The organism is Dokdonella sp. (assembly GCF_051958935.1).
GTDB lineage: Bacteria > Pseudomonadota > Gammaproteobacteria > Xanthomonadales > Rhodanobacteraceae > Dokdonella_A.
The window spans coordinates 13,111-37,848 of sequence record NZ_JBQCFP010000108.1; the positions used below are offsets into that span (position 1 = coordinate 13,111).

A 24,738-nucleotide genomic window follows, 5' to 3' on the forward strand; every position below is an offset into this window, starting at 1 on the left:
AGCGCGTGCGACTCGTACTGACCGGCCTCGGCGCATCGCGCGGCATGGCGCTCGGTCGCGCACGCCTCGAACAACCGAGCCGCTACCTCGTCGACGACCGGCCGCTTGCCGAAGCCGAGATCGAGACGGAGGTCGAGCGCCTCAAGCGCGCGATCGGCGCGGCACGCGAGGAACTCGCCGTGCTGCGCGAGAAGGTGCACGGCGCGATGGCACGCGAAGTCGCCGAATTCATCGACGCGCACAGCCTCATGCTCGCCGACCGCGAGCTCACCAGCGGCCTGTTCGACCTCATCCGCGTCGGCCGCTACCGCGCGAGCGCCGCCCTCAAGATGCAGAAGGACCGCCTCGTCGCCGTGTTCGAGGCGATGGACGATCCGTACCTGCGCAGCCGCAAGGAGGACGTCGAACACGTCATCGCGCGCGTGCAGGCCGGCCTGTCGCGCGAATCGAGCCGCGCCGAGCGCCAGCTCGCCTCGCGCGTCGGCGAGATCCTCATCAGCGATTCGGTCGCGCCGTCCGAACTCGTGCCGCTCGCCGAACACGGCGTGCTCGGCGTCGTGCTCACCTCCGGCAGCCAGGTGTCGCACAGCGCGATCCTCGCGCGCTCGCTGCGCCTGCCGATGATCGTCGCCGCGCACGACGCGCTCGCGCGCATCCAGGACGACGACCTCATCCTCGTCGACGGCGACCGCGGCGAAGCGATCGTGCACCCGGCCGCCCCCGATCTCGCGCGTTACCGCGCCTGGCAGCGCGACACCGCGCAGAAAGGCAAGCGGCTCGCCCTGCTGCGCGACGTCGAGTCGCGCACGCTCGACGGCGTGCCGATCGCGTTGTACGCGAACGCCGAGTCGGCCGCCGACGTCGCCCAGGCCCGCGCCTGCGGCGCGGCCGGCATCGGCCTGTACCGCACCGAATTCCTGTTCCTGCAGCGGCGCGAGCTGCCCGACGAGGACGAGCAGTTCCTCTGCTACCGCGATCTCGTGCTCGGCATGGGCGGCCTGCCGGTGACGATCCGCACGCTCGACCTCGGCGCCGACAAGGCCGACTCGAGCGGGCTCGTGCTCGACGACGAGGAGAACCCCGCGCTCGGCGTACGCGGCGTGCGCCTGTCGCTGCGCCATCCGCAGCTCATGCGCACCCAGCTGCGCGCGATCCTGCGCGCGTCCGCCTACGGTCCCGTGCGCGTGCTCGTGCCGATGGTGTCGGCCGCGGAGGAAATGGCGAGCGTGCGCCACCTGCTGCGCGACTGCGCGCGCGACCTGCGCACGGCCGGGCACGAGATCGCCGAAAACGTGGAGCTCGGCGCGATGATCGAAGTGCCGGCCGCGGCGATCGCGTTGCAGGGGATGATCCGTTCGCTCGACTTCGTCGCGATCGGCACCAACGATCTCGTCCAATACACGCTCGCAGTCGATCGCAACAACGACCAGCTCGCCAACCTCTACGACCCGCTGCATCCGGCCGTGCTGAAGCTCCTCGCGCAGACGATCGCGTGTGCGCGGCGCGCGGGCAAGCGCGTCACGCTGTGCGGTGAAATGGCCGGCGACCGGCGCTACACGGCGCTGCTGCTCGCGCTGGGCCTGACCGACTTCAGCATGCACCCGGCCGTGCTGCTGGAGCTCCGCGAGGCGATCATCGGCCTCGACTGCGCCGCGGCCCGCACGCAGGGGAAGGCGTTGTTGCGCGCCTCGACGCGCGATGCGATCAAGCGCGTGATGGCGAAGTTCGCAGGAGTGGGGTGCAAGGCCGGAGGGTGAGCGGCAAAAGATCGCGCGTGCCGGGCGCGCGGCGTGGCATCATTGATGTTCGCGACAGAGCGGCTCCATCCGGGCGCGGCTCGCGCAGGGCCTTGATGACCCCACCGGATGCTCTTCAACTCCTTCCACTTCGTCGCATTCTTCGTCGTCGTCCTCGCGCTCAACCAGTCGCTGCGGAGCTGGCCGGTCGCGCAGAAGCTCATGCTGCTCGCGGCGAGCTACTACTTTTACGGCCAGTGGCAGTGGCATTACCTGCTGCTCGTGTGGTTCTCCACCCTGGTCGACTGGACGATCGGCCTGCGCCTGCCGCGCGCGCGGCACCCGCATCGCCTGATCGTGTTCAGCGTGGCGGTGAACCTCGGCTTCCTCGCCGTGTTCAAGTACGCCAACTGGCTGATCGACACGTTCAACGGCGCGTCGGACGCGCTCGGCAGCGCACTGCACGTCACGCCGATCGACCTGCTGCTGCCGGTCGGCATCTCGTTCTACACGTTCCAGAGCCTGTCGTACACGATCGACGTCTACCGCGGCGAGCTGCCGCCGCGCCGCAACCTGCTCGACTACGCGCTGGCCGTCGCGTTCTTCCCGCAGATCGAAGCGGGGCCGATCGTGCGCGCGCGCGAGTTCCTCGCCGAACTCGACGGCCCACAGCGCGTGGACTTCGGCGACGTCAAGCGGGCGCTGGTACTGATCGCACTCGGTTACGTGAAGAAGATCGTGCTCGCCGACAACCTCGCGCCGATCGCCGACCCCGTATTCGACGACCCGGCCGCACACGGCTTCTGGGACTGCCTGCTCGCGGTGTACGCCTTCGCGTTCCAGATCTACTGCGATTTTTCCGGTTACACCGATATCGCGATCGGCTGCGCGTTGCTTCTCGGCATCCGCTTTCCGCCGAACTTCGCGCATCCGTACGCGGCGCAGAGCATCCAGGAGTTCTGGCGACGCTGGCACATGACACTGTCGCGCTGGCTGCGCGACTACCTGTACGTCCCGCTCGGCGGCAACCGCCGGGGCGAGGCGCGCACCTACGCCAACCTGATGACGACGATGCTGCTCGGCGGCCTCTGGCACGGCGCGAGCTGGAACTTCGTGATCTGGGGCGGGCTGCATGGCTCCTACCTCGCCGGCGAGCGCGCCCTGCTCGCCCGCTGGCGCTGGTGGAACGCGCCAAACATGGCGGCGGTCGCGCTGCGCACGCTGCTCACCTTCCACCTCGCCTGTTTCGCCTGGGTGTTCTTTCGCGCGCACGGTTTCGACCAGGCGAGCACCATGCTCGGCCGCCTCGCGCACCCGCAGGCATCGGCGTTCGATGGCGCCGCGCATGGCGCGACGGCCGTGCTCGTCGCTGCGCTGTTCCTCGCGCAGCAGTTCGGTGCGCGCGTGCGCTACAAGGAGCGCATCGCCGCGAACGACGCGCTGTTCGCGTCCGCGATCGCCTGCGCGATGGCGGTGACGATCCTGTTCGCGCCGGCCGCGGGCGCGCCCTTCATCTACTTCCAGTTCTGAGGGTTCCGCTTCCGCCATGCGACCGACCCGCACGCGCATCGCCCTCACCCTGCTCGCGCCGTTCGTGCTGCTGCTCGGGATCGAATCGACGTTCCACGCACGCCTGTGGGAGCGGCACGCGCAGCCCGCGAGCCATGCCGGGACCAGTGCACGCCTGAAACGCGCGCTGCGCGACCCGGTCGCGCGCCGCATCGATTTCGTCACGCTCGGCAGCTCGCGACCGGAATACGGCATCGACCATGCGGCATGGGCCGCGCGCGCGACCGAGCGCGGGCTCGTCCATGCCGATCTCAGCATGCCCGGCACGCACTGGATGACGATCGGCGTGCTCGCGCGCTGGCTCGAGCGCGAGCACCCGGAGATCCGCGGCGGCGTCATCGGCATGTCGGTCCAGGATTTCTCCGGCCCGGGCAATGGCGCCTACGAACTGGGCATCGTGCAGCCATTCCGCACGCTCGCCGACACCCCTTGGATCGCGCAACACGTGCGTTTCGACCTGCACGACCTCTCCACCTGGGGCGTCTATTCATCGATGGCGCAGTGGCGGGGCGACCTGCGCGAGTACCTGCGCGATCCTTCCGCGCGCCGGAATTCGATCCGCTGGTACCGGCAGAACAGGCCGGCACAGCAGATGCTGTTCGGCAACCCCGAATCACACGGCGACATGTGCGGGTCCGGCCTCGCAAGCCTCGCCGCCTGCGATGCGCTCGACGCGTCGACCGATGACGCCAGCGCGGGACTGCGGCGGCAATGCGCGGAGCTGCGCGGCCAGGCGGCATCGCGGGCGGACTACGGCAGATGGTTGCGCGACGCGGACGTACCCGCGCCGCTCCAGCAGGCGCGCGACCTCGTGCGCGGGCAGCTCCGCGCGATCACGTGGCCTGAACCGCCGGTCGTCCTGCTCATGCCGATGCCGGCCCTATGGGCGCGCGATGTGCTCGGCGCATCGCAGCACGCATGGGCGTTGCACGTGCTGCAACCGCTCGTCGACACCGGCCGCATCCGTGTCCTCGACGCCACCGACCTCTTCGCCGGCGATCCCGGCGAGTGCGGCGACTTTTTCGATTTCTACCATCAGAACGCCACGGGGCGCGAGCGGCTGGACGCCTGGCTGCAGCCGCGCCTGGCGCCGCTCCTGGGCGCGGCGCCCACTGCGGCCGGCACCCGCTGAAAATCCGGGGCGCATCGGCGGATGCAAGGGGCGCTCGCCCCGCGCGCCGCGGACCACCTTCCCGACAGCCCTCATGGCATGATGCGCGGATGATTTCCACCGACCTGCCCCGCTACGTAGATCACTCGGTACTCGCCCGCGTCGATGCGCATGCGGCCGCATTCGCGCGACGCGACCCGTTCCGCCACGTCGTCATCGACGGCTTCTTCGACGCGAGCTACGCCACGGCGCTGCTTGCGCAGTTCCCCGCGTTCGAGCGCGGCAACGCGCGCAACGAAGCGGGCGAGCTCGGCGGGAAGTCGACGATCGAACGCATCCGCGGCCTCGGCGAGCCGTACGCGCAGCTCGACGACCTGATCCGCACGCCCGAATTCCTCGGCCTCGTCTCCCGCATCACCGGCATCGCGGACCTGCTCTACGACCCCGACTACTTCGGCGGTGGCACGCACGAGAATCGCGATGGCCAGGACCTCGACCCCCACGTCGACTTCAACCGCCATCCGCACGAACCTTGGCATCGGCGGCTCAACCTCATCGTCTACCTCAATCCGGAATGGGACGACGCCTGGGGCGGCTCGCTCGAGCTGCATTCGGACCCGCGCTCGCCGGACGACCGCGTCACGCTCGTCACGCCGCTGTTCAATCGCTGCGTGATCTTCGAAACCACCGAATGGAGCTGGCACGGCTTCAGCCGCATCGCCCTGCCGCCGGAGCGCCGCACGCTGTCGCGCAAGTCGATCGCGCTGTACTTCTACACGCGCGAACGCCCGGCCGAGGAACTCGCTGACACGCACTCGACGATCTACGTCGACCGCCCGCTGCCCGCGCGCTTTCGCGCCGGTCTCACGCTCGACGAAGGCGACGTCGAGGAGCTGCGCGTGCTGCTCGCGCGCCGCGACCAGCACAACCAGCGCCTGTACCGCGACATCACGCGCTTGACCTGCGACCTCGAGCGTTCGCAGGCGGCGCTGTACGCGGGCCGCCTCGGCCGCCTGCGCTATCTCGCACGCCGCGTGTTGCGTCCGCTGCGGTCGGGCTGATGCCTGGCCGCCTGCCATGAGCACCCTGGCTCGCATCGCGGGATGGCTGCGTCCCGCGGCGCGCCGCCTGCCGGAATCGCTCAAGCGGCCGCTGCGGCGCTGGTACTACGCGCGCGCCGCGACCCCGAGGATGGAGGACCCCGCATACCTCGCGCGCCTTGCCGAGGAGACATCCATCTTCGCCGGACAGGAAGAAGTCCACGACCTGCCGCCGATCTTCCACTACTGGTCGAACCGCTACCTGCGCCCGCAACTGGAAGCGTTCGGTTTCTCCAACCCCGACGAATTCTTCGTGCACTACCTCGCGGCAGCGCACGCCGATGCGCGTGCGGCACGGCGCCCCGCGCGGTTCGCGAGCCTCGGCTGCGGCAACTGCGACACCGAGGTGCGCGTCGCAACACTGCTCGTCGCGCGCGGCATCACCGATTTCACGATCGACTGCGTCGACATCAACGAGGCGATGCTCGCGCGCGGGCGCCAGCTCGCCGCCGAGGCGGGGGTATCCGCGCAAATCGCCGCGGCAAAAGGCGACTTCAACGACTGGCGCGCGCCCGCTCGCTACGACGCGGTCATCGCGAACCAGAGCCTGCACCATGTGGTGAACCTGGAGGGGCTGTTCGCGACGATCGATGCCGCCCTCCACCCGGAAGGCCGCTTCGTCACGTCCGACATGATCGGCCGCAACGGCCACATGCGCTGGCCCGAGGCGATGGCGATCGTGCACGAGTACTGGCGCGAGCTGCCGCGCGAATATCGCTGGAACGTGCAGCTGCGCCGCCACGAGGAACGGCACGAATACTGGGACTGCTCGATCGCTGGCTTCGAGGGCATCCGCGCGCAGGACATCCTGCCGCTGCTGCTCGCGCGCTTCGAGTTCGAGCTGTTCATCGGCTACGGCAATCTGGTCGACCCGTTCATCGACCGCAGCTTCGGGCCGCACTTCGACGCGAACGCCGCGTGGGATCGCGACTTCATCGACCGGGTACATGCTCGCGACGAAGCGGAAATGCTCGCCGGCCGCATCACGCCGACGCACATGATGGCCGTGCTGCGACGCCGCCCGTACGACGGCCCGCGCCTGCATCGCGAGGGGCTGCCGGCGCATGCCTGCGTGCACGCGCCGGTAGCGTAGCGACCGAACGCGGGTCAGCGTGCGCGCTGCTGCTCGTCGAGCGTGAGCGCGACCTTGTCGCGCAGGTAGACCGGCAGGGCGAGTTCGGGCGCGACACCGTCGCGCACGCGCGGCAGCGCGAGGCGTGCGACGTCGACCGCCTGCGGATAGCGGTCGCCTTCGGCCCACGAAGGCTCGACGCCGAGGCGCTTGCGCAGCACGTCGGCGTAGGTCGACCAGCCGCTGCCGACGACGTTGCACGCTTCGCGCGAGGCGAGCGGCAGTTCCGCGGCCGCGCACACCACCTCGTCGGCGATCGGCTCGACCAGGCCGTCCGGCATGCGGCGGAACCAGCCCGCGTAGATCTCGCCCATGCGCGCATCGATGACCGCGAGGATCGGCGCATCGTTCTCCGGTGCCTGCAGCGCGAGCGCGGCCAGCGAGGAGACCGGCACGACCGGAACGCCGAGCGCGAACGCGATGCCCTGGGCCGCGGATACGGCGAGACGCACGCCCGTGAATGCACCCGGCCCGCACCCGACCGCGACCGCATCGAGGCCGCGCCGCGCGAGTCCGGCCTCGGCAAGCACCTCGTCGCACATCGGCAGCAGCAGTTCGGCATGGCGCCGCGGCGCGAGTTCGCTGCGCGCGAACAGGCGCTCGCCGGCAAGCAGGGCGACCGAGCAGGATTCGGTCGCGGTTTCGATCGCGAGCAGGTTCATGGCGTGCGGGATTCTAGCGTGCGGGGCGTTTGGAAGGGCCGATGGCTGGGGGCTGAGCTGAGGCATGAGGGCTGAGGGACGCGGGGCGAGGGTTGGGTTGTTCGTGGAGCATCGCGACTGAAAGTCGCTCCTGCAGGACCGGCCTGGCTTTGCGGGAGCAGCTGTCCTTCGCCCGTCGAACTTCGAACATTTGCGTTTTGCGCTGCGCGCAGCCCGCGAAGCGGGCGGAGTCGAAGCGCCCGCCCTCGAGGGAACGGCCCTTCGACTCCGGCCTGCGGCCTGCGCTCAGGGCGAACGGATGAATCCCGTCGCGCGTGCGGTGCGTTGTGTGGGAGCGGCGGAAGGAAGCGCGATGCCCTTCCGCCCTTCAGCCCTCGGCGCCCGCTGCGAAGCCGCGCGCATGCGGGCGCTCCACACTACGGTCGCTTCAAGCCGACTCCTTCCCGCCCGCCGCATACCAGTCCACCCGCCGCGTCAGCGCCATCAAGGCGACAATCGTCGCGAGCATCGCGAGCGAGCCCATGAGCAACGCATAGTCCTCGCTGCGCACGAGCCCGTACAGCAAGGCGTACACGAGCGCGAGCATGCCGCCGAGCGCGAACCCGGCGCGTCGCTGCGCGAGGATCGCCGCGGCATAGCCACCCACGATGAACGCCGTCGCGCCCGCCGCTGCCGCGTACGCGATGCCGAAACCGACGTGCTCGGACAACGCGAGCAGCACGAGGTAGAACGTGCACAGCGCCGCACCGACCAGCAGGTACTGCACCGGATGCACGCGCAAGCCGCACAGCACTTCGAACAGGAAGAACGCGACGAACGTGAGCGCGATGAACAACAGCCCGTACTTTCCCGCGCGCACGTTCTGCTGGTAGGCATTGGCCGGGCGGACGAGGCTCACGCCGAACGCGCTCGCGCCGAGGTCGACGGATGCCATCTCGAGCGACGACCAATGCTGCGGCACGGGGCGATTGAGGTCGAGCACCTGCCAGTCCGCACGGAAGCCCTGCGCATCGATATGGCGCTCGGCCGGCACGAAGGCGCCATCGAAGCCCGGATCCGGCCACGCACCCTCGACGTGCGTTTCGGTCTGCCGCGCGATCGGCAGCGCGGCGAAGCGCTCGCTGCCGGCCGCGGTCAGTTCGAACGCGAACGGCAGCGGCTGCGACATCAGCGAGGGATCGAACGGGAACGCGGCGCTGATTGCGGTGAGGCCGCCCACGCCGGCACCGTCGGGGCCGAACTCGAGCGCGTCCGTGCCGATGCGCAAGCCCGACGCGCGCCGGATGCCGTGCACGTCGGCAACCGGCACGCGCAGCTCCGCGCGCCGCCACTGCGCGCTGCAGCCGTCGCCGCCGACACGCGCGACATCACCCGCGACGAAGCGTCCTTCGGCCTTGATCGTCGCGGTATAGACGACGCTCTCGTAGATGCCGTAGCTGCGCAGTTCCGGTGCGAGCGTCGCGGCGAGCGCGAGGCGATCGGGCAGCACGAAGTCGGTACGCTCGATCGTCGCCGGCTTGCCGTCGCGCTCGACCTCGCAGCGCACCGGCACCGCGAGCACCGGCCCGCCGACGACCTGCGGCGCGCCCCAGCGCACGGCGATCTGCCGCGCCGCTTCCTGCGCGCGACCAGCGCGCTCGCCGATGAGATCGTTGACCTGCGCGAGCGGAATCAGCATCGACAGCGCGAGCACGGCGACGCCGAGCACTTTCGCGGTGGCACCGGTCGTGAATCGGGGAATCATGGCTCTGCCTCCGTTCGTCGGGAGCAGGCATTGCAACCGCGCCACGCGGCGTGGCGCAGGCGGATTGGGGCGGGATGCGGGCGGTTTGCGCTGGGAGCGTGGCGTTGCGTGCGCGCGCAGGAAGTGGGGACCCTGGCCAAGCACCGTGGTCGTCGCATGTGGATGGTGGGCCGTGATGGGATCGAACCATCGACCAACGGATTAAAAGTCCGCTGCTCTACCGCTGAGCTAACGGCCCACAGGAGGCGCCCGCGATCACCGCGGGGTCGCGCAGTTTACCCGCCCGGGGGCGTCAACGGTAGCGCGTGGGGTCGGCGACGCCGGCGACGCGGAAGCCCTCGGCGCGCAGGCGACAGGCGTCGCAGTGGCCGCAGGCGCGGCCGTCCGGGTCGGCTTGGTAGCAGGAGACGGTCTGCGCGAAATCGATGCCGAGGTCCAGGCCCGCGCGCACGATGTCGGCCTTGCCCATGTCGAGCAGGGGCGCGTGCACGGCGAGGTGCGCGCCTTCGACGCCGGCCTTGGTCGCGACGTTGGCGAGGCGGCCGAATGCCTCGATGAAGGCCGGCCGGCAATCAGGGTAGCCCGAATAGTCGACCGCGTTGACGCCGCACCAGATGTCGCGCGCGCCGAGCACTTCAGCCCAGCCGAGCGCGATCGACAGCATGATCGTGTTGCGCGCGGGCACGTAGGTGACCGGAATGCCGGCGCCGCCTTCATCGGGCACGGCGATGTCGTCAGCCGTCAACGCGGAGCCGCCGATGCTGCGCAGATCGACGTGCACGGTCTTGTGCTCGACCGCGCCGAGCGCGAGCGCGACGCGACGCGCGGCATCGAGCTCGGATGCGTGGCGCTGGCCGTAGTCGACGCTGAGCGCGTAGCACGCGTGGCCGCGCGCCCGCGCCATCGCGAGCGTCACCGCCGAATCCATGCCGCCGGACACGAGCACGACGGCGCGTTGGTTTTCATTGGCCATCGATCACTCCGTTCGGCTTGGAGATTGGTGATTGGTGATTGGTGATTGGTGATTGGTGATTGGAGATTGGCGATATCCGGCGGTTTCGCGAGGGTGCCGACGCAGAAGATGACAAGCAGCCACTCACGAATCACCCATCACGAATCACCAGTCCCCAACTTACCGGCCCGGCTCCTCGCCCCACAACAGCTTGTGCAACTGCAGCTGCATGCGCACCGGCAGGCGATCGGCGAGGATCCACTCGGCGAGCGTGCGCGGCGCGAGGCGGCCATGCACGGGCGAGAACAACACCTGGCAACGCGCGGCAAGGTCGTGTTCGCGCACGCGCGCGACGGCCCAATCGTAGTCGCCGCGATCCGCGAGGACGATCTTGGCCTGGTCGTGCGGCAGCAGGTGGCCGACGTTCGACCAGAGGTTGCGCGCGACCTCGCCCGAGCCGGGCGCCTTGAGGTCGACGACTTTCCGCACGCGTGCATCGACGCCGCCGACGTCGAGCGCACCGGACGTCTCCAGCGACACCTCGTAGCCTGCGTCGCACAAGCGCGCGAGCAACGTGATGCAACGCTTCTGCGCGAGCGGCTCGCCGCCGGTCACGCAGACATGGCGCGCGCCGTATGCGGCGACTTCGTCGAGCACCGCATCGATCGTGCGCCATTCGCCGCCATGAAACGAATACGTCGTATCGCACCAGCTGCAACGCAGCGGGCAGCCGGTCAAGCGCACAAAGACGGTGGGCCAGCCGACGGCATCGGCTTCACCCTGCAGCGAGTGGAAGATCTCGGTGACACGCAGCCGCTCGGGCGATTGCGCCACGGCGTCCGCGGTCGTGATGGCGACGGCGTCGCCGGCCGCGGCGCCGCGGGCGGCGACGGTCGTCATGGCAGGCTCAGTGGCGCGCTTCCGACTGCAATGCGCGCAGTCGGCCCTGCGCGAGGCGCGCGACGGTCGTGTCCGGATACTTCTGCACGACTTCGTTGAGCGTGGCCTCGGCCGCGTCCCACTGCTTCTGCTCGTACTGACTGTAGCCGACCTTGAGCAGCGCGTCGGGCGCCTTCTGGCTGTTCGGATACCGCGCGAGCAGCGTCTGGAAGGATTCCTGCGCGATCTTGTAATTCTGCGTCACGTAGTACGACTCGCCGAGCCAGTAGTACGCGTTGCCGGTGAGATCGCTGTTCGGATACTGGTCGATGAACGACTGGAACCGACGTGCCGACTCGGCGTAGCGACCGTCCTTCAGCGCGGCGAATGCCTCGTTGTAGGTCGAACCTTCCGCAGCGGGATCGGCAGGCGCGGCCTTGGCGACGTTCGTCGCCGGCGGTTCGGCCGCCGTCGCATCACGCGGCGCGATCGCTGCGCGATCATCCGCGGTGAGTTCGCCGACACTGGTGCGCGCGGCGTCGTTCCGCGCGTTCGGCGCCCGGCCTTGCGGGTTGCCGAGGTCCACGTCGGGCGGCTGTTCGGGGGCAGCGGGACGGGCACCCGCGGGGGCGCCGGTCGCAGGCGCGCCATGGCCTTCGAGCCTTCCAATGCGCGAATCCAGATCGACGTACTGGTCCTTGTCGCGCTGCTTCGCCTCGTCGAGTGCGTGCTTGAGCTCCTCGACCTGGCCTTGCAGCGACTGCACCTGCGACTGCAACGCCTGGATCTGGTTGACGAGGTCGACCGCGCCGCCGCCCTGGCCATTGGCCTGCTGCTCGAGGCGCTCGACGCGCGCGGCCAACGACAGGCGCTGCTGCGCCGAAACGGGTGCGGCGAACGCGAAGACGGCGGCCGACAAGGCCGCCGTCGCGATCGCACTCGCCTTCAAGTGCGCCATCACGTTCTTACTTCGCGGTGTAGACGATCTCGACGCGACGGTTCTTCGACCAGCACGATTCATCGTGCTGACGGCAGACCGGACGCTCTTCGCCGTAGCTCGTCACGTTGAGCTGCGAGGACGACGCGCCGGCCGCGCTGAGCGCGCCCTGCACGGCATTGCCGCGGCGCTCGCCGAGGCCGAGGTTGTATTCACGCGAACCGCGCTCGTCCGCATTGCCTTCCAGCGTCACGCGCGCTTCCGGGAACTGGCGCAGGTATTCGGCGTGGCAGGCGATCTGCGCCTGGAACTCCGACTTGATCTCGGTGCGGTCGAGGTCGAAGTAGACCACGCGCTGGCGCAGGCACGAATCGGTGTCGAGGCTGTCCTTCGTATAGCGGCCGGTGCTCTCCATGGAGTGCGTCTCGGTCGTCTGCGGCTGCTCCTCGACGACGGGGGGCTTGACGACCTTCTTCTTGCACGCGGCGACGCCTGCGACGAGCAGGACCGAGAAAACGATGCGGACGGTAGTGTTCATGGTGGTTCCCTTTCGTGAACTGGGCAGATAGTGTTGGAATAAACCTGAATCGACGTTCAAGCGGAGCAGTGGCGACTCGCCGCTCCCGCACCGGACGCGTCAGCGCTGGCGATACGGGCCCCAAGCGGGTTCACGCACGTCCCCCTCCGCGAGGCCCAGTCGTTGGCGCACGCGCCCGTCGGCAGACGCGGCGTACAGCACGCCGCGTATTCCTTCGCTGGCGGCATACAGCAGCATGCTTCCGTTCGGTGCGAAACTCGGGGCTTCGTCTTGGCTGCCCGGGGACACCAGGGTGTTCTGGTTGGTCGCCCGGTCGAGGACTGCAATACGATACACGTTTCCGTTGCCCTGCACCATTGCAAGCTTGATGCCTTTGGCGTCGACGACGCTCGGGCTCGCGTTGTACTGGCCGGCGAACGTCACGCGCGTCGGCTCGCCGCCGCCCGGGGACACCTGGTAGATCTGCGGCTTGCCCGAACGGTCCGCGGTGAAGTACAGGGTCTGGCCATCCGGCGCCCAGCGCGGCTCGGTATCGATCGCGAAATGGCGCGTGACCTGGGTCGTCTGCCTGCTGGCGAGGTCGAGGATGTAGATGTCCGGATTGCCGCCCTTGGACAGGCTCACCGCGAGGCGGTTGCCGTCCGGCGAGAACGCGGGCGCGCTGTTGATGCCGCGGCTGCTCGATACGACCTGGCGCGAGCCGGTGCCGAGGTCCTGCACGTAGATGGCCGAATTGCCGCTTTCGAACGACACGTAGGCGATGCGCCTGCCGTCCTGCGACCACGCCGGCGACAGCAGCGCCTCGCGCGAGCGCACGACGACCTGCGGGTTGTAGCCGTCCGAATCGGCGACCATCAGCGCGTAGGACATGTTCTTCGGCGTGCCCGTCGCGGTGATGTAGGCGATGCGCGTCCAGAACGCGCCGCGCACGCCGAGGATCTTCTCGTAGACCGCGTCGGCAACCTGGTGCGCGATGTCGCGCAGGCCGCTGCGCTGGCCGCTGATCGTGCCGTTCGCCTTGAGCGCCTGGCTGGCGACGTCGAACAGCTCCCATTCCACGCGCAGCGAACCGCCATCGCCCTCGACCATGCGGCCGACCACGAGCCAGTCCTGCTTGAGCAGGCGCCACGTCGCGAACTTGACTTCGCCCTGCCGCGTCGGGAATTCGACGATGTCGTTCTTCGGCAAGGTGCGGAACTGGCCCGAGCGCGCGAGGTCGGCGCGAACGATCTCGCCCGGATTCGACTCCGGCGGCACGCTCGCGCCATCGAAGCCGAACGGGATCACCGCGATCGGCAGCGCGGAGGCGTTGCCGTTGACGATGTCGATGTCCAGCTGCGCATGCGCCGCGCGGCCGAACCCGCAGGCCGCGACGAGGATGAAGGCGAGCCTGCCCAGTAAGCGTGCGAATTTCGTCATCGGCCTATCCGTCGTATCTGAAAGTGAACGTGATGTCGCGCTGGAACACGGTTTCGTAGCCGCGGTATGGCAGGGGTGCGGCGCGCAGCGCCGCCTGCTCGATCGACGCCCGCGTGGCCGGGTCGGCGTCGCAGGGCGGGACGAGCGACACCGCGACGATGTCGCCACCCGGAAGCTGTTCGATCTTCAGCGTGCACGCAAAACCCGCCTCGGCGCTTCGCGGCCGCAACCAGGCATGGGTCACGGCCGAATGGACCGCCGCCGCGTAGCGCGCAGCCACGCCATCGTCGGCCGAGGCGCGACCGGCCGCGAGGCCGGCAATGGCGAGCAGGACTGGAACGAGCGCCACAGCCATCGCGTCCCCCTTCGACGTTGCGCCGATACTACCCATCGAACCTGAAGGTGAACTTGATATTGCGCTGGAACACCTTCTCATAGCCCTGGTACGGCAGCGGCGCCGCCTTCATCACCGCCTGTTCGATCGACGTGCGCGTGACCGGGTCGGCGTTGCAGGGCGAGCCGATCGACACGCTGATCACATCGCCGCCCGGGATCTGGGCGATGGTGAGCACGCAGCGCAGGCCCGCCTGGGCATTGTCCGGGCGGTTCCAGTTGTTCGTCACCGCGGCCTGGATCGCCGCCGAATAGCGCGCGGTGAGGTCGTCGTCCTGCCCGCCGGCGCCTGTCTGCGCCTGCGGCGCTTCATGCTCGGCCTCGGGCGCGGCCTGTGCCTGGGCCTGCTTCTGGTTGCGGTCTTCGATCTGCGCCAGGCGCTCGCGTTCGAGCTTGAGCTTCTTCTCGACCGCCTCGCGCTCCTTGCGGATCTCGGCGAGCTGCTTCTGCTGCTCTTCGCGCAGCTTGCGCTGCTTCTCCTCTTCGAGCTCGACCTGTCGCTGGCGGACCTTCTCTTCCTGCTCGCGCTTTTCCTGCTCGGCCTTCTCCTGCGCAAGCGCGGCGACGCGCTCCTGGTCGACCGGGCTCGGCTTCTGCAGTTCGTTCGGCGTCTGCTGCTCGGGCTTTGGGGGTTCGGGCTGCTCGACGGGCTTGGGTTCTGGCTTGGGCGGCTCCGGCTTCGGCGGCTCGGGCTTGGCCGGCGGCTTCGCCGGTTGCGGCTTCTGCGCGCCCGCGCGCGCCTTCGGCGCCGCCGTCGGCCCGACCAGCGTCGCCTCGATCACCGGTCCCGGCATCGTCACCGGGCGTGTTTCGTGCGTCCACCAGAGCCCGACCAGCAACGCGAGGATGCACAGCAGGTGCAGCGCCATCGCGAGCGCGAACGCACGCAGCTTGTCGCCGAACGTCTCCATCCGGTCAGTGGGCCTGTTCCGCTTGCACCGGCTGGCTCATGAGGCCGACCTTCGGCACGCCCGCCGACTGCAGCAGCACCATCGCCTGGTAGATCTTGCCGTAGTCGGCGCGCTGGTCGCCGGCGACGAGCACCGGTACCTGCGGATTGGCGCGGACGAAGGCCGACACCTTCTTGACCAGCGTGTCGGCGTCGATCGGCTCGCGCTGCGACGCGCCGAGGGTGAGGAACAGCGCCCCGCCCTCGTCGACGCTGACGACCGCCGGCTCCTTGTCGTTCTGGATCGCCTTCGCCGCCGACTGTGGCAGCTGGATGTCGACGCCGAGGTTGAGCAGCGGCGCGGTCACCATGAAGATGATGAGCAGCACGAGCATGACGTCGATATAGGGCACGACGTTGATCTCGGCCTTGAGTTTGCGCTTGTGGCGGCGGGATGCGATGGCCATTCGTCTATAGGGCTGAGGGCTGAGGGCCTTGGGCTGATGAAGCAGCTGGCGGGATCTGCAACGTCCGAAGCGGGCGATCGGGGCTTGGCCGGGGGTCTGTAGCAGCCCTCGGCCGTCCGCCCTCGGCCTTACTCGTCCACATGCGCCTGCCGCGCCAGGATCGAGGAGAACTCCTCGACGAACGTGTCATAGCGCAGGCTGATGCGTTCGAGCTTGGTCGAATAGCGGTTGTACGCCCACACCGCGGGAATCGCCGCGAACAGGCCCATCGCGGTCGCGATGAGCGCCTCGGAAATGCCGGGCGCGACCATCGCGATGGTCGCTTCCTTGACGTTGGCGAGGCCCTGGAACGCGATCATGATGCCCCACACGGTGCCGAACAGGCCCACGTACGGACTGATCGAACCCACGTTGGCGAGGAACTCCAGGCTGTGCTCGAGGCGGTCGACTTCGCGCGTCGAGGCCACGCGCATCGCGCGCTGCGCGCCCTCGAGCAGCGCGCGCGAGTCGACACCGCGGCGCTGGCGCAGCCGCGCGAACTCGCGAAAGCCCGCTTCGAAGATCGCGCCGCTGCCACTGACGCGCTCGCCGGCGCCGCTGATCTCCTTGAACAGGCCCGCGAGATCGGCGCCGGACCAGAAACGCTCCTCGAACTCGTCGGCGCTCGCGTTGGCGCGATCGAGCAACGCCTTCTTGCGGAAGATGATGAACCACGACGCGATCGAGAAACCGATCAGGATTCCGAGCACGAGCTTGACCGGCAGGCTGGCGCCGAGGATCAGGGCGAGGACGTTCAGTTCCGAGTTCATGCAGGGGCGATTTCCTGGAGCAGGTGATTCGGGATGGGACGCGGGCGGAACTTCTGCGCGTCGAGGCAGGCGATGCGCACCTGCGCTTCGACCAGCGCTTTCGGCTCCGGTTCACGCAACAACTGCTGGCGTACGCGCAAGCTCGCGCTGCGCAGGTCCTCGATCGCGACCGTCGCACTCAGGAGGTCGTCCAGCCGTGCCGGCGCATTGAACGCGAGTTCCATGCGATGCACCACGAAGACGATGCCTTCCTGCTCGCGCAGTCGCTGCTGGCCGATGCCGGACGCACGGAACCACTCGCTGCGCGCACGCTCGAGGAAGTGCAGGTAGCGCGCATGATAGACGACTCCGCCGGCGTCGGTGTCTTCCCAGTAGACGCGGCAGGGCCAGGCGAACACAGGCCGGGAATGGAGAATCGGGAATCGGGAATGGTTCAAAAGCACTCCGATCAGCAATGGGTGGATGGGTGAAGAGAGACTGCTCGCTATTCCCTATTCCCTATTCCCCATTCCCGATTCCCTGCTCTCGAACAGATCCTCCGCCCCCACCCTTCGCGGCGGCGCCAGCCCGAAATGGCGCCAGCACTTGTTCGTCACCATGCGTCCGCGCGCGGTGCGCACGAGGAAGCCCTGCTGGATCAGGAACGGCTCGAGCACATCCTCGATCGTGCCGCGCTCCTCGCTGATCGCCGCAGCGAGGGATTCGACGCCGACCGGTCCGCCGTCGAAGTTCTCGATGATCGTCGTCATGAGGCGCCGGTCGAGCGCGTCGAAGCCTTCGGCATCGACCTTGAGCATCTCCAGCGCCGCGCTCGCCGCGTCGCGCGTGATCGTGCCGCCCGCCTTGACCTCGGCGTAGTCGCGTACGCGCCGGAGCAGGCGGTTGGCGATGCGCGGCGTGCCGCGCGCGCGGCGCGCGATCTCGGTCGCGCCGTCGGGGTCGCAGGCGATGCCGAGGATCTTCGCCGCGCGGCGCACGATCGCGGTGAGTTCGAGCGGGCTGTAGAACTCCAGCCGCTGCACGATGCCGAAGCGGTCGCGCAACGGCGCGGTGAGCAGGCCCGCGCGCGTGGTCGCGCCGATCAGCGTGAACGGCGGCAGATCGAGCTTGATCGAGCGCGCCGCCGGCCCCTCGCCGATCATGATGTCGATCTGGAAGTCTTCCAGTGCCGGGTAGAGTACCTCTTCGACGATCGGCGAGAGGCGGTGGATCTCGTCGACGAACAGCACGTCGCGCGGCTGCAGGTTGGTCAGCAGCGCGGCGAGGTCACCCGGCCGCTCGAGCACCGGACCCGAGGTCGAGCGCAGGTTGACGCCGAGCTCGTTCGCGATCACGTGCGACAGCGTCGTCTTGCCGAGCCCGGGCGGGCCAAAGATCAATACGTGGTCGAGCGCCTCGCTGCGCCGGCGCGCCGCCTCGATGTAGATGCCGAGCTGCTCGCGCACGGTCGCCTGGCCGAGGTATTCGTCGAGCCGCTGCGGGCGGAGGGTCGCCTCGGCGAGGTCGTCTTCGCGCGTGGCGCTGGCGGAGGTGAGGCGGTCCATCGAGAGCCGGGAATGGGAATGGGGAATGGTCGACGACGGATTATCGTCGCCTTTCCGGAGTGACGATAGCAGCGTCCCTCCGGCATCGCAGCGACCGTTCATCAAGGCCGGGCTTCACCATTCCTATTCCCGTTCCCCATTCCCGGCCCTCAGATCTCCACCTGCGTCCCCAATTCGATCAGCCGGTTGCCGGGGATCTGGAAGAACGCGGTCGCCGGGATCGCATTGCGCTGCATGAAGGCGAACAGCTTGTCGCGCCAGAGCGCCATGCCGGGTCGGTCGGTCGCGACGATGCTTTCGCGGCTGAGGAAGAAGGTCGTGTCCATCATGTCGAACGGCTGGCCACAGTTGGTGACCGTTTCGAGCATGTTCGGCACGTCCGGGTCCTCGGCGAAGCCGAAGCGCAACGTCACGCGGTAGAAGTCGTCGCCGAGCGGCTCGACGCCGACGCGCTCGTCGTTCTCGGCGATCGGCGTGTCGACGGTCTCCACCGTGAGCATCACGTTGCGTTCGTGCAGCACCTTGTTGTGCTTGAGGTTGTGCAGCAGCGCGTGCGGCACGCCCTCCTGGTTCGCGGTGAGGAACACCGCGGTGCCCGGCACCCGCAGCGGCGGATGCGCGACGATCGAGGCAATGAACGGCTCCAGCGCGAGGCCGCCGTGCTTGATCTCGCGCACGACGAGTTCGCGGCCACGGCGCCAGGTCGCCATCAGGGTGAAGATCACCGTGCCGAGCACGAGCGGGAACCAGCCGCCATGCTCGACCTTGTCCGCATTGGCGGTCAGGAAGGCCAGATCGACGAACAGGAACAGGATGCCGACCAGCGCGACGCGCGCACGGGTCCAGTTCCACATGCGGCGGAACACGATCATGACGAGGATCGAGTCGATCGTCATCGTGCCGACCACGGCGATGCCATAGGCGGCGCCGAGGTTGTCCGACGAGCGGAAACCGACCACTACCGCGAGCGTGAGCACGAGCAGCATGCGGTTGATCCACGGCAGGTAGATCTGTCCCATCTGTTCGTGCGAGGTGTGGCGCACCTGCATGCGCGGCAGGAAACCGAGCTGGATCGCCTCGCGCGTGACCGAGAACGCACCCGAGATGACTGCCTGCGAGGCGATTACCGCCGCCGCGGTCGCGAGCACGATCATCGGCACGAGCAGCATCGGCGGCACCATCAGGAACAGCGGGTTCTCGGCCGCCTTCGGGTCGGCGATCAACAGCGCGCCCTGGCCGAAGTAGTTGAGCACGAGCGCGGGCAGCACGAAGCCGAACCACGACCAGCGGATCGGCTTCTTGCCGAAGTGGCCCATGTCCGCATACAGCGCCTCCGCGCCGGTGATCGCGAGGATGACCGTGCCGAGCGTGAAGAACGCGGTCCAGCGCGCCTGCGCGAAGAACTCGATCGCATAATACGGCGACAGCGCGCGCAGCACGGCGGGGTGCTGCGCGACGTGCCATACGCCGAGCACGGCGAGCGCGAGGAACCACAGGATCATCACCGGCGCGAATACCGCGCCGACCTTGCCGGTGCCGCGGTTCTGGAATGCGAACAGGCCGACGATGATCAGCGCCGACAGCGGCACGACCCAGTGCGCGAGGCCGGGCGCGAGCACCTCCATGCCCTCGACCGCGCCGAGCACCGAGATCGCGGGCGTGATCACGCCGTCGCCGAAGAACAGCGCGGCACCGAACAGGCCGAGCACGACGATCCACCAGCGCGCGCGCTGGCTCGATCGCACGCTGCGCTGGGCAAGCGCGGTCAGCGCCATGATGCCGCCCTCGCCCTTGTTGTCGGCGCGCATGATGAAGCCGGCGTACTTGACCGAAACCACGAGGATCAGCGACCAGAACACGAGCGAGAGGACGCCGAGCACGTTCGCCGTGGTCGGCGGCGCACCGTGCACGCCGAACGTCTGCTTGATCGTGTAGAGCGGACTCGTGCCGATGTCGCCGTAGACGACGCCGATCGCACCGAGCACGAGTGCGCGCGTGCGAGTGCCGACGTCGTCGCCGTTACCGATGTCCTCTCTCATGACAGCTCTCTCTTCAGCGCAGCGCCGCCTTGAGCGCCTTGCGGATGATGTCTTCGGCACGATCGCCGGGGGCGGCCGCGTCGCGCACGAGGCGCGTGACTTCGGCCGGCTTGTAGCCGAGCGCCTGCAGCGCGACGCCCGCTTCGGTGACCGGATCGACCGCGCCGGGCATGCCGCCGATCGCGACGGGCATGCCGCCCGCGAGGCCATCGACGCGATCGCGCAGTTCCACCACCATGCGCTCGGCGGTCTTCTTGCCGATGCCCGGGATGCGCGTGAGCGCGGTGATGTCGCCGCCCTGCACGAGCCGCGCGAACTCGTCGACGCTGACCCCCGAAAGCACCGACAGCGCGATCTTCGCGCCGACGCCGGACACCTTCTGCAGCGTGCGGAACAGGCTGCGTTCGGCCTCGCGCAGGAAACCGTACAGCGCGACCGTGTCTTCCTTGACCGCGTAGTGCGTGCACAGGCTCACTTCGCGGCCCAGCTCGGGCAGGTCGAAGAACGTCGACATCGGCGCCTCGAGTTCGTAGCCGACGCCACCGACGTCGACCACCAGCCACGGCGGCTGCTTCGCGACGAGCACGCCCTTGAGCCGCCCGATCATCGACGCCTCCTCCACGCTTCGCGCGGCAGGCCGAGCCGCTGCAGGCTCGAACGCGTGTGCGCGTGGGCGAGCGCGATCGCGAGCGCGTCGGCCGCATCGGCCTGCAGCCTGCCCGGCACCTGCAGCAGCAGGCCGACCATGTGCTGCACCTGCGCCTTGTCGCCCGCACCGGTGCCGACCACCGCCTGCTTCACTTCGCGCGCGGCGTACTCGGCGACGCCGAGGCCGTGGTGCATCACCGCGCAAATCGCCGCACCTCGTGCCTGGCCGAGCTTGAGCGCGGAATCGGCATTGTGCGAGACGAATACGCGCTCGATCGCGACTTCATGCGGCGCGTACTCGGCGACGATCGCGCCGATGCCATCGAAGATGCGCTTGAGGCGCGCCGCGAATGTGTCGTCCTCGCCGTCCAGCACCTTGAGCGCAGTATGGAACACGTGGCGCGAACGCCCGGCCGGATCGACGTCAATGATGCCGATGCCGGTGCGCTGGCTGCCGGGGTCGATGCCGAGGATGCGCACGACCGCGAGCGCTGGCTGGAGAGCAGTGATCGACACGATCCCGTTGGCTCGGCGAGAGAGGGGGAGTCTAGCGCAGCGGTCAGGGCGGCGTCGGCGCGAACTGCCCCGCGCGCAGGAACGCGACGGTGAGGTCGGCGACTTCGGACGAGAACAGCAGCCCCGTATGCGACGCGGCGACCGTGCGATGGTCGGCGATGCCGGCGAGCTGCGTCTCCTCCACCGATACCGTGCCGTCGTGCGGCGCGACGAGCGGGCCGAGCGTGATGCCGAGGCCGAACGGCAGCTTGCCGGCGATGACGCCGACGCGGCGCGAGCCCTTCCATGCGTCGACGCCTTCGAGCAGCGGCTCCGCACTCTGTCCGAGCAGGAGGCGCCCGCCCGGAAAACCGGTCAGTGCGCGCGCCACCGCGCTGCCGCGCAGCGGCGGCCCGATGCAGACGATGCCGCCCTTCGGCAGGCCACGCACGCCGCGCGTCGCTTCGAGCGCGACCAGCGAACCCAAGCTGTGGCCGACCAGGTGCACCGCGTCCGCGTCCTGCGCCTGCATGCGTTCGCGAAGGCGCGTCACCGCGGGCTGGATGCCACGGAATACGCTCGCGTAGTCGATCGTCTCGACCGAATAACCGGCTTGGCGCAGCCGCCGCGCGAGCGGCAGCAAGGTGATGCCGCGCATCCAGATGCCGTGCAGCAGGATCACGTGCTCGCGCGGCGCGGACTCGACCGCGCGCGGCGTACGCGCCGCGCGCGAATCGATCGGCCGGCGCGACGCGCGACTCATTCCGCCTTGCGCTCCGCGACGCGGATGTGCACCTCGGCGAGCTGGGCCTCCGGCACCGGCGACGGCGCACCGGTCATGAGGCATTGCGCACTCGTCGTCTTCGGGAATGCGATCACGTCGCGGATCGACTCGGTGCCCGCCATCAGCGCGGCGATGCGGTCGATGCCGAAGGCGATGCCGCCGTGCGGCGGCGCGCCGTACTTGAGCGCGTCGAGCAGGAAGCCGAACTTGGCCTCCGCCTCCTCGGCGCCGATGCCGAGCAGTTCGAACACCGCGCTCTGCATCTGCGGGCGATGGATGCGGATCGAGCCGCCGCCGATCTCGTTGCCGTTGAGCACCATGTCGTAGCCACGCGAGACCGCGGCCTTCGCGTTCGCGCGCAGGTCGTCGATGCTGTTGACCGCGGGTGCGGTGAACGGGTGATGCAGGGCGACGTAGCGCTTTTCCTCGTCGTCCCACTCGAACATCGGGAAGTCGGTGACCCACAGCGGCGCCCAGCCCTCGGCGACGAGGCCGAGGTCCTTGCCGAGCTTGAGCCGCAGCGCGCCCATGAAATCCGACGCGGTCTTGTACGTCGCCGCGCCGAAGAAGACCGCATCGCCGGTCTGCGCGCCGGTCGCCTGCATGATCGCCGCGAGCGTGGCGTCGTCGAGGAACTTGGCGATCGGCGAGTTGATGCCCTCGCGCCCCGTCGCCGCGTCCTCGACCTTCATCCAGGCGAGGCCCTTGGCACCGTACTTCGCCGCGTGCGCCGCGTAGTCGTCGATCTGCTTGCGCGAGAACTGCGCGCCGCCCGGTGCGCGCAGCGCGACGACGCGGCCGTCGGCATGGTTCGCCCAGTCGGTGAATACCTTGAACTCGCAGCCCTTCACGAGCTCGGCGACGTCGGTGAATTCCATCGCGATGCGCAGGTCCGGCTTGTCCGACCCGTAGCGGCGCATCGCGTCGGCGTACGTCATGCGCGGGAACGGGCTCGCGAGTTCGACGCCGATCGTTTCGCGGAAGACGACGCGGATCATCTCCTCGACCGTGTCCTGCACGTCGCGCTCGGACACCCACGCGAACTCCATGTCGAGCTGGGTGAACTCGAGCTGGCGGTCCGCACGCAGCGCCTCGTCGCGGAAACAGCGCGCGATCTGGTAGTAGCGGTCGAAGCCCGCCATCATGAGGATCTGCTTGAACAGCTGCGGCGATTGCGGCAACGCGTAGAACTCGCCCGGATGCATGCGCGCCGGCACGAGGAAGTCGCGCGCGCCTTCGGGCGTCGCCTTCGTCAGGATCGGGGTTTCGATGTCCTGGAAACCGCGCGCGTCGAGCCAGCGGCGCAGCGCCTGCACGAGGCGGATGCGCGTGCGCATCATCTGCTGCATCTCGGGACGGCGCAGGTCGAGATAACGGTACTTGAGGCGGATGTCCTCGCCCGGGTTCTCGTGCGCATGGAACGGCAGCGGCTCGGCCTTGTTGAGCAGCTCGATCTTCGTCGCGACGACTTCGACGCGGCCGGTGCGGATCTTCGCATTGACCGCTTCGCGCTTGCGCACGACGCCAGTCACGCGCAGGCAGTCCTCGTAGCCGACCGCGGCCGCGGCGGCGAGCACCTCGGCATTGCCGTCGGTGTCGGCGGGTTCGGCGACGATCTGCACGATGCCTTCGTGGTCACGCAGGTCGATGAAGCAGAGCCCGCCGAGGTTACGGGCGACGTCGGCCCAACCGCAGAGGGTCACGGTCCGGCCGATCAGCGCCTCGTCGACGAGGCCGCACTAGTGTGTGCGCATGGAAGTCCGCTGGCGCCGGCGCGGCGCGTAATCAGGCGCGGAATGCTACGGAGGTTCGTGCTGCGCCGCAATGCGGCGCGGGCCCAAATGAAACGCCCGCCAGATGGCGGGCGTTTCCCGGATCGGTCGATGCCCGGCTCAGCGCCAGCGGCGGTTGACCATGAATTCGGCGTCGCAGCCGCCGTTGACCCAGATGCCCGCGCGGTTCCAGCCCCAGTTCTGTCCTTCCACGCAGCGCGTGTTGGAGATCTGGCGCGCGATGCGCACATCGCTGCCACGGCCGGTGTCGACCTGACACATGCGATAGCGATAGTCCTCGCTGCCGCAGCGGACGCGGATCGCCGTGTCCCAGCCCGGACCCGGGCGCCAGTCGCCGCCACCGCCGTGGTGGTCGCCACCGCCTGACCAGCGGCGCTGCACGCGGAACACGCCTTCGCAGCCCTCGTTCACCCAGATGCCGGCACGGTTCCAGCCCCAGTTGCGGCCTTCGCGGCACGGCGTCTTGGAGATCTGGCGGACCAGGCGCACGTCGCTGCCGCGGCCGGTATCGACCTGGCACATGCGATAGCGATAGTCGTCGCTGCCGCAACGCACGTCGATGTCGCGATCCCAATCCGGGCCCGGACGCCAGTCGTCGTATTGCGCGGGGGCGGCGGCGAATGCCTGCACGAGCGGTTGCGGAGCGGGTGCGGCGGTGAGCGTGGCACACGCGGACGTCAGCACGAGCGCGATGATTCCTTGGGTTGCCTTGAACATGACCTACTCCCCGGTCGTGGTGAATAACGTCCCGGAGTCTAGATGATCTTCATGAACGGAATCGAAGCGCGCGTCAGGACGCCGCACCGCCGTCGCTTTTCGCCGCGGGCTTGGCCTCGACCTTCGGTTCGGACTTGGACTCGGCCTTGGGTGCGTCGTCCTTGGCGGCCAGGTTGCGCTTGGTGTCGCCGTCCTTCTTGAAGTCGGTCTCGTACCAGCCGCTGCCGGCGAGGCGGAACGCAGGCGCGGTCAGGCGGCGCTTCACGCGCGGCTGGCCGCACTCCGGACAGTCGACGGGGTCGGGATCGGACAATTTCTGCAGGCGATCGAACACGGCTTGGCAGGCGGAACATTCGAATTCGTAGATCGGCATACGGAAAC

General features: G+C 68.9%; 24 protein-coding genes, 1 tRNA gene and 1 pseudogene. 5 read left to right on the plus strand and 21 right to left on the minus strand.

Going from position 1 to position 24,738, the window contains the following annotated elements; all coding sequences use genetic code 11:
* Positions 1 to 5: 5 nt before the first annotated feature.
* From ptsP to ACTHK2_RS10380, 5 genes are all read left to right on the plus strand, one after another.
* Positions 6 to 1,757: a phosphoenolpyruvate--protein phosphotransferase gene (ptsP, locus tag ACTHK2_RS10360; RefSeq protein ID WP_440245631.1), complete on the plus strand. Its 1,752-nt coding sequence runs from the start codon at positions 6 to 8 to the stop codon at positions 1,755 to 1,757.
* A gap of 108 nt (positions 1,758 to 1,865) precedes the next feature.
* The gene (locus ACTHK2_RS10365; RefSeq protein ID WP_440245632.1) at positions 1,866 to 3,266 is read left to right on the plus strand and encodes an MBOAT family O-acyltransferase; all 1,401 of its coding nucleotides are present in this window, start codon (positions 1,866 to 1,868) and stop codon (positions 3,264 to 3,266) included.
* Positions 3,267 to 3,282: 16 nt separating this feature from the next.
* Positions 3,283 to 4,437 carry a hypothetical protein gene (locus ACTHK2_RS10370; RefSeq protein ID WP_440245633.1) on the plus strand — a complete coding sequence of 385 codons (1,155 nt, stop codon included), beginning with the start codon at positions 3,283 to 3,285 and terminating at the stop codon, positions 4,435 to 4,437.
* A gap of 89 nt (positions 4,438 to 4,526) precedes the next feature.
* Entirely contained in the window at positions 4,527 to 5,477 is a 951-nt protein-coding gene (locus tag ACTHK2_RS10375) for a 2OG-Fe(II) oxygenase (RefSeq protein WP_440245634.1), read from the plus strand.
* 16 nt (positions 5,478 to 5,493) lie between these two features.
* Positions 5,494 to 6,609 carry a class I SAM-dependent methyltransferase gene (locus ACTHK2_RS10380; protein WP_440245635.1) on the plus strand — a complete coding sequence of 372 codons (1,116 nt, stop codon included), beginning with the start codon at positions 5,494 to 5,496 and terminating at the stop codon, positions 6,607 to 6,609.
* 14 nt (positions 6,610 to 6,623) lie between these two features.
* On the opposite strand, the gene tsaB is transcribed toward ACTHK2_RS10380, so the two are convergent.
* From tsaB to ACTHK2_RS10485, 21 genes and pseudogenes are all read right to left on the minus strand, one after another.
* Positions 6,624 to 7,310 carry a tRNA (adenosine(37)-N6)-threonylcarbamoyltransferase complex dimerization subunit type 1 TsaB gene (tsaB, locus tag ACTHK2_RS10385; RefSeq protein WP_440245636.1) on the minus strand — a complete coding sequence of 229 codons (687 nt, stop codon included), beginning with the start codon at positions 7,308 to 7,310 and terminating at the stop codon, positions 6,624 to 6,626.
* 427 nt (positions 7,311 to 7,737) lie between these two features.
* Positions 7,738 to 9,054: a cell envelope integrity protein CreD gene (gene creD, locus ACTHK2_RS10390; protein ID WP_440245637.1), complete on the minus strand. Its 1,317-nt coding sequence runs from the start codon at positions 9,052 to 9,054 to the stop codon at positions 7,738 to 7,740.
* A gap of 163 nt (positions 9,055 to 9,217) precedes the next feature.
* Positions 9,218 to 9,292 (minus strand) — tRNA-Lys (locus ACTHK2_RS10395).
* Positions 9,293 to 9,346: 54 nt separating this feature from the next.
* Positions 9,347 to 10,027, minus strand: coding sequence for a 7-cyano-7-deazaguanine synthase QueC (queC, locus tag ACTHK2_RS10400; protein WP_440245638.1), 681 nt, complete (start codon positions 10,025 to 10,027; stop codon positions 9,347 to 9,349).
* A 159-nt stretch (positions 10,028 to 10,186) separates the two neighbouring features.
* Positions 10,187 to 10,906 carry a 7-carboxy-7-deazaguanine synthase QueE gene (gene queE / locus ACTHK2_RS10405; RefSeq protein WP_440245639.1) on the minus strand — a complete coding sequence of 240 codons (720 nt, stop codon included), beginning with the start codon at positions 10,904 to 10,906 and terminating at the stop codon, positions 10,187 to 10,189.
* A 7-nt stretch (positions 10,907 to 10,913) separates the two neighbouring features.
* Positions 10,914 to 11,843: a tol-pal system protein YbgF gene (ybgF, locus tag ACTHK2_RS10410; protein WP_440245666.1), complete on the minus strand. Its 930-nt coding sequence runs from the start codon at positions 11,841 to 11,843 to the stop codon at positions 10,914 to 10,916.
* A gap of 7 nt (positions 11,844 to 11,850) precedes the next feature.
* Positions 11,851 to 12,360 carry a peptidoglycan-associated lipoprotein Pal gene (pal, locus tag ACTHK2_RS10415; RefSeq protein ID WP_440245640.1) on the minus strand — a complete coding sequence of 170 codons (510 nt, stop codon included), beginning with the start codon at positions 12,358 to 12,360 and terminating at the stop codon, positions 11,851 to 11,853.
* A gap of 99 nt (positions 12,361 to 12,459) precedes the next feature.
* Positions 12,460 to 13,779, minus strand: coding sequence for a Tol-Pal system beta propeller repeat protein TolB (tolB, locus tag ACTHK2_RS10420; RefSeq protein ID WP_440245641.1), 1,320 nt, complete (start codon positions 13,777 to 13,779; stop codon positions 12,460 to 12,462).
* Between the two features lie 4 nt (positions 13,780 to 13,783).
* Positions 13,784 to 14,134, minus strand: coding sequence for a hypothetical protein (locus ACTHK2_RS10425; RefSeq protein ID WP_440245642.1), 351 nt, complete (start codon positions 14,132 to 14,134; stop codon positions 13,784 to 13,786).
* A gap of 28 nt (positions 14,135 to 14,162) precedes the next feature.
* Positions 14,163 to 15,083, minus strand: coding sequence for a cell envelope integrity protein TolA (locus ACTHK2_RS10430; protein ID WP_440245643.1), 921 nt, complete (start codon positions 15,081 to 15,083; stop codon positions 14,163 to 14,165).
* A 4-nt stretch (positions 15,084 to 15,087) separates the two neighbouring features.
* Entirely contained in the window at positions 15,088 to 15,528 is a 441-nt protein-coding gene (tolR, locus tag ACTHK2_RS10435; RefSeq protein WP_440245644.1) for a protein TolR, read from the minus strand.
* A gap of 128 nt (positions 15,529 to 15,656) precedes the next feature.
* The gene (tolQ, locus tag ACTHK2_RS10440) at positions 15,657 to 16,337 is read right to left on the minus strand and encodes a protein TolQ (RefSeq protein ID WP_440245645.1); all 681 of its coding nucleotides are present in this window, start codon (positions 16,335 to 16,337) and stop codon (positions 15,657 to 15,659) included.
* Positions 16,334 to 16,774, minus strand: a complete 441-nt coding sequence (gene ybgC, locus ACTHK2_RS10445; RefSeq protein ID WP_440245646.1) for a tol-pal system-associated acyl-CoA thioesterase — start codon at positions 16,772 to 16,774, stop codon at positions 16,334 to 16,336. The genes tolQ and ybgC overlap by 4 nt, the downstream gene beginning before the upstream one ends.
* Before the next feature lie 54 nt (positions 16,775 to 16,828).
* Positions 16,829 to 17,881, minus strand: coding sequence for a Holliday junction branch migration DNA helicase RuvB (gene ruvB / locus ACTHK2_RS10450; RefSeq protein ID WP_440245647.1), 1,053 nt, complete (start codon positions 17,879 to 17,881; stop codon positions 16,829 to 16,831).
* Between the two features lie 149 nt (positions 17,882 to 18,030).
* Positions 18,031 to 19,920 carry a potassium transporter Kup gene (locus ACTHK2_RS10455; RefSeq protein WP_440245648.1) on the minus strand — a complete coding sequence of 630 codons (1,890 nt, stop codon included), beginning with the start codon at positions 19,918 to 19,920 and terminating at the stop codon, positions 18,031 to 18,033.
* Between the two features lie 13 nt (positions 19,921 to 19,933).
* Positions 19,934 to 20,527, minus strand: coding sequence for a Holliday junction branch migration protein RuvA (ruvA, locus tag ACTHK2_RS10460; protein ID WP_440245649.1), 594 nt, complete (start codon positions 20,525 to 20,527; stop codon positions 19,934 to 19,936).
* Complete coding sequence (gene ruvC / locus ACTHK2_RS10465; RefSeq protein WP_440245650.1) at positions 20,524 to 21,084, minus strand: crossover junction endodeoxyribonuclease RuvC; 561 nt, start codon at positions 21,082 to 21,084, stop codon at positions 20,524 to 20,526. The genes ruvA and ruvC overlap by 4 nt, the downstream gene beginning before the upstream one ends.
* A gap of 43 nt (positions 21,085 to 21,127) precedes the next feature.
* Positions 21,128 to 21,826: an esterase/lipase family protein gene (locus ACTHK2_RS10470; RefSeq protein ID WP_440245651.1), complete on the minus strand. Its 699-nt coding sequence runs from the start codon at positions 21,824 to 21,826 to the stop codon at positions 21,128 to 21,130.
* Positions 21,823 to 23,601: pseudogene (gene aspS, locus ACTHK2_RS10475) on the minus strand (aspartate--tRNA ligase). The gene ACTHK2_RS10470 and the pseudogene aspS overlap by 4 nt, the downstream one beginning before the upstream one ends.
* 138 nt (positions 23,602 to 23,739) lie before the next feature.
* Positions 23,740 to 24,357 (minus strand): DUF3011 domain-containing protein, encoded by a 618-nt coding sequence (locus ACTHK2_RS10480; RefSeq protein ID WP_440245652.1) that lies wholly within the window; start codon positions 24,355 to 24,357, stop codon positions 23,740 to 23,742.
* 73 nt (positions 24,358 to 24,430) lie between these two features.
* Entirely contained in the window at positions 24,431 to 24,730 is a 300-nt protein-coding gene (locus tag ACTHK2_RS10485) for an FmdB family zinc ribbon protein (RefSeq protein ID WP_440245653.1), read from the minus strand.
* Positions 24,731 to 24,738 lie beyond the last annotated feature (8 nt).

Excerpts from the sequence above, each read along its gene's own strand:
- queE (WP_440245639.1), bottom strand. The coding sequence starts at position 10,906 with ATGACGACCGTCGCCGCCCGCGGCGCCGCGGCCGGCGACGCCGTCGCC.
- ACTHK2_RS10485 (WP_440245653.1), bottom strand. The coding sequence starts at position 24,730 with ATGCCGATCTACGAATTCGAATGTTCCGCCTGCCAAGCCGTGTTCGAT.
- ACTHK2_RS10470 (WP_440245651.1), bottom strand. The coding sequence starts at position 21,826 with ATGAGTCGCGCGTCGCGCCGGCCGATCGATTCGCGCGCGGCGCGTACG.
- tolB (WP_440245641.1), bottom strand. The coding sequence starts at position 13,779 with ATGACGAAATTCGCACGCTTACTGGGCAGGCTCGCCTTCATCCTCGTC.
- ACTHK2_RS10455 (WP_440245648.1), bottom strand. The coding sequence starts at position 19,920 with ATGAGAGAGGACATCGGTAACGGCGACGACGTCGGCACTCGCACGCGC.
- ACTHK2_RS10430 (WP_440245643.1), bottom strand. The coding sequence starts at position 15,083 with ATGGAGACGTTCGGCGACAAGCTGCGTGCGTTCGCGCTCGCGATGGCG.
- ACTHK2_RS10480 (WP_440245652.1), bottom strand. The coding sequence starts at position 24,357 with ATGTTCAAGGCAACCCAAGGAATCATCGCGCTCGTGCTGACGTCCGCG.
- tolQ (WP_440245645.1), bottom strand. The coding sequence starts at position 16,337 with ATGAACTCGGAACTGAACGTCCTCGCCCTGATCCTCGGCGCCAGCCTG.
- ACTHK2_RS10375 (WP_440245634.1), top strand. The coding sequence starts at position 4,527 with ATGATTTCCACCGACCTGCCCCGCTACGTAGATCACTCGGTACTCGCC.
- ruvA (WP_440245649.1), bottom strand. The coding sequence starts at position 20,527 with ATGATCGGGCGGCTCAAGGGCGTGCTCGTCGCGAAGCAGCCGCCGTGG.
- ruvB (WP_440245647.1), bottom strand. The coding sequence starts at position 17,881 with ATGGACCGCCTCACCTCCGCCAGCGCCACGCGCGAAGACGACCTCGCC.
- queC (WP_440245638.1), bottom strand. The coding sequence starts at position 10,027 with ATGGCCAATGAAAACCAACGCGCCGTCGTGCTCGTGTCCGGCGGCATG.
- creD (WP_440245637.1), bottom strand. The coding sequence starts at position 9,054 with ATGATTCCCCGATTCACGACCGGTGCCACCGCGAAAGTGCTCGGCGTC.
- ACTHK2_RS10380 (WP_440245635.1), top strand. The coding sequence starts at position 5,494 with ATGAGCACCCTGGCTCGCATCGCGGGATGGCTGCGTCCCGCGGCGCGC.
- ACTHK2_RS10370 (WP_440245633.1), top strand. The coding sequence starts at position 3,283 with ATGCGACCGACCCGCACGCGCATCGCCCTCACCCTGCTCGCGCCGTTC.
- ACTHK2_RS10425 (WP_440245642.1), bottom strand. The coding sequence starts at position 14,134 with ATGGCTGTGGCGCTCGTTCCAGTCCTGCTCGCCATTGCCGGCCTCGCG.
- ybgF (WP_440245666.1), bottom strand. The coding sequence starts at position 11,843 with ATGGCGCACTTGAAGGCGAGTGCGATCGCGACGGCGGCCTTGTCGGCC.
- ACTHK2_RS10365 (WP_440245632.1), top strand. The coding sequence starts at position 1,866 with ATGCTCTTCAACTCCTTCCACTTCGTCGCATTCTTCGTCGTCGTCCTC.
- pal (WP_440245640.1), bottom strand. The coding sequence starts at position 12,360 with ATGAACACTACCGTCCGCATCGTTTTCTCGGTCCTGCTCGTCGCAGGC.
- tsaB (WP_440245636.1), bottom strand. The coding sequence starts at position 7,310 with ATGAACCTGCTCGCGATCGAAACCGCGACCGAATCCTGCTCGGTCGCC.
- tolR (WP_440245644.1), bottom strand. The coding sequence starts at position 15,528 with ATGGCCATCGCATCCCGCCGCCACAAGCGCAAACTCAAGGCCGAGATC.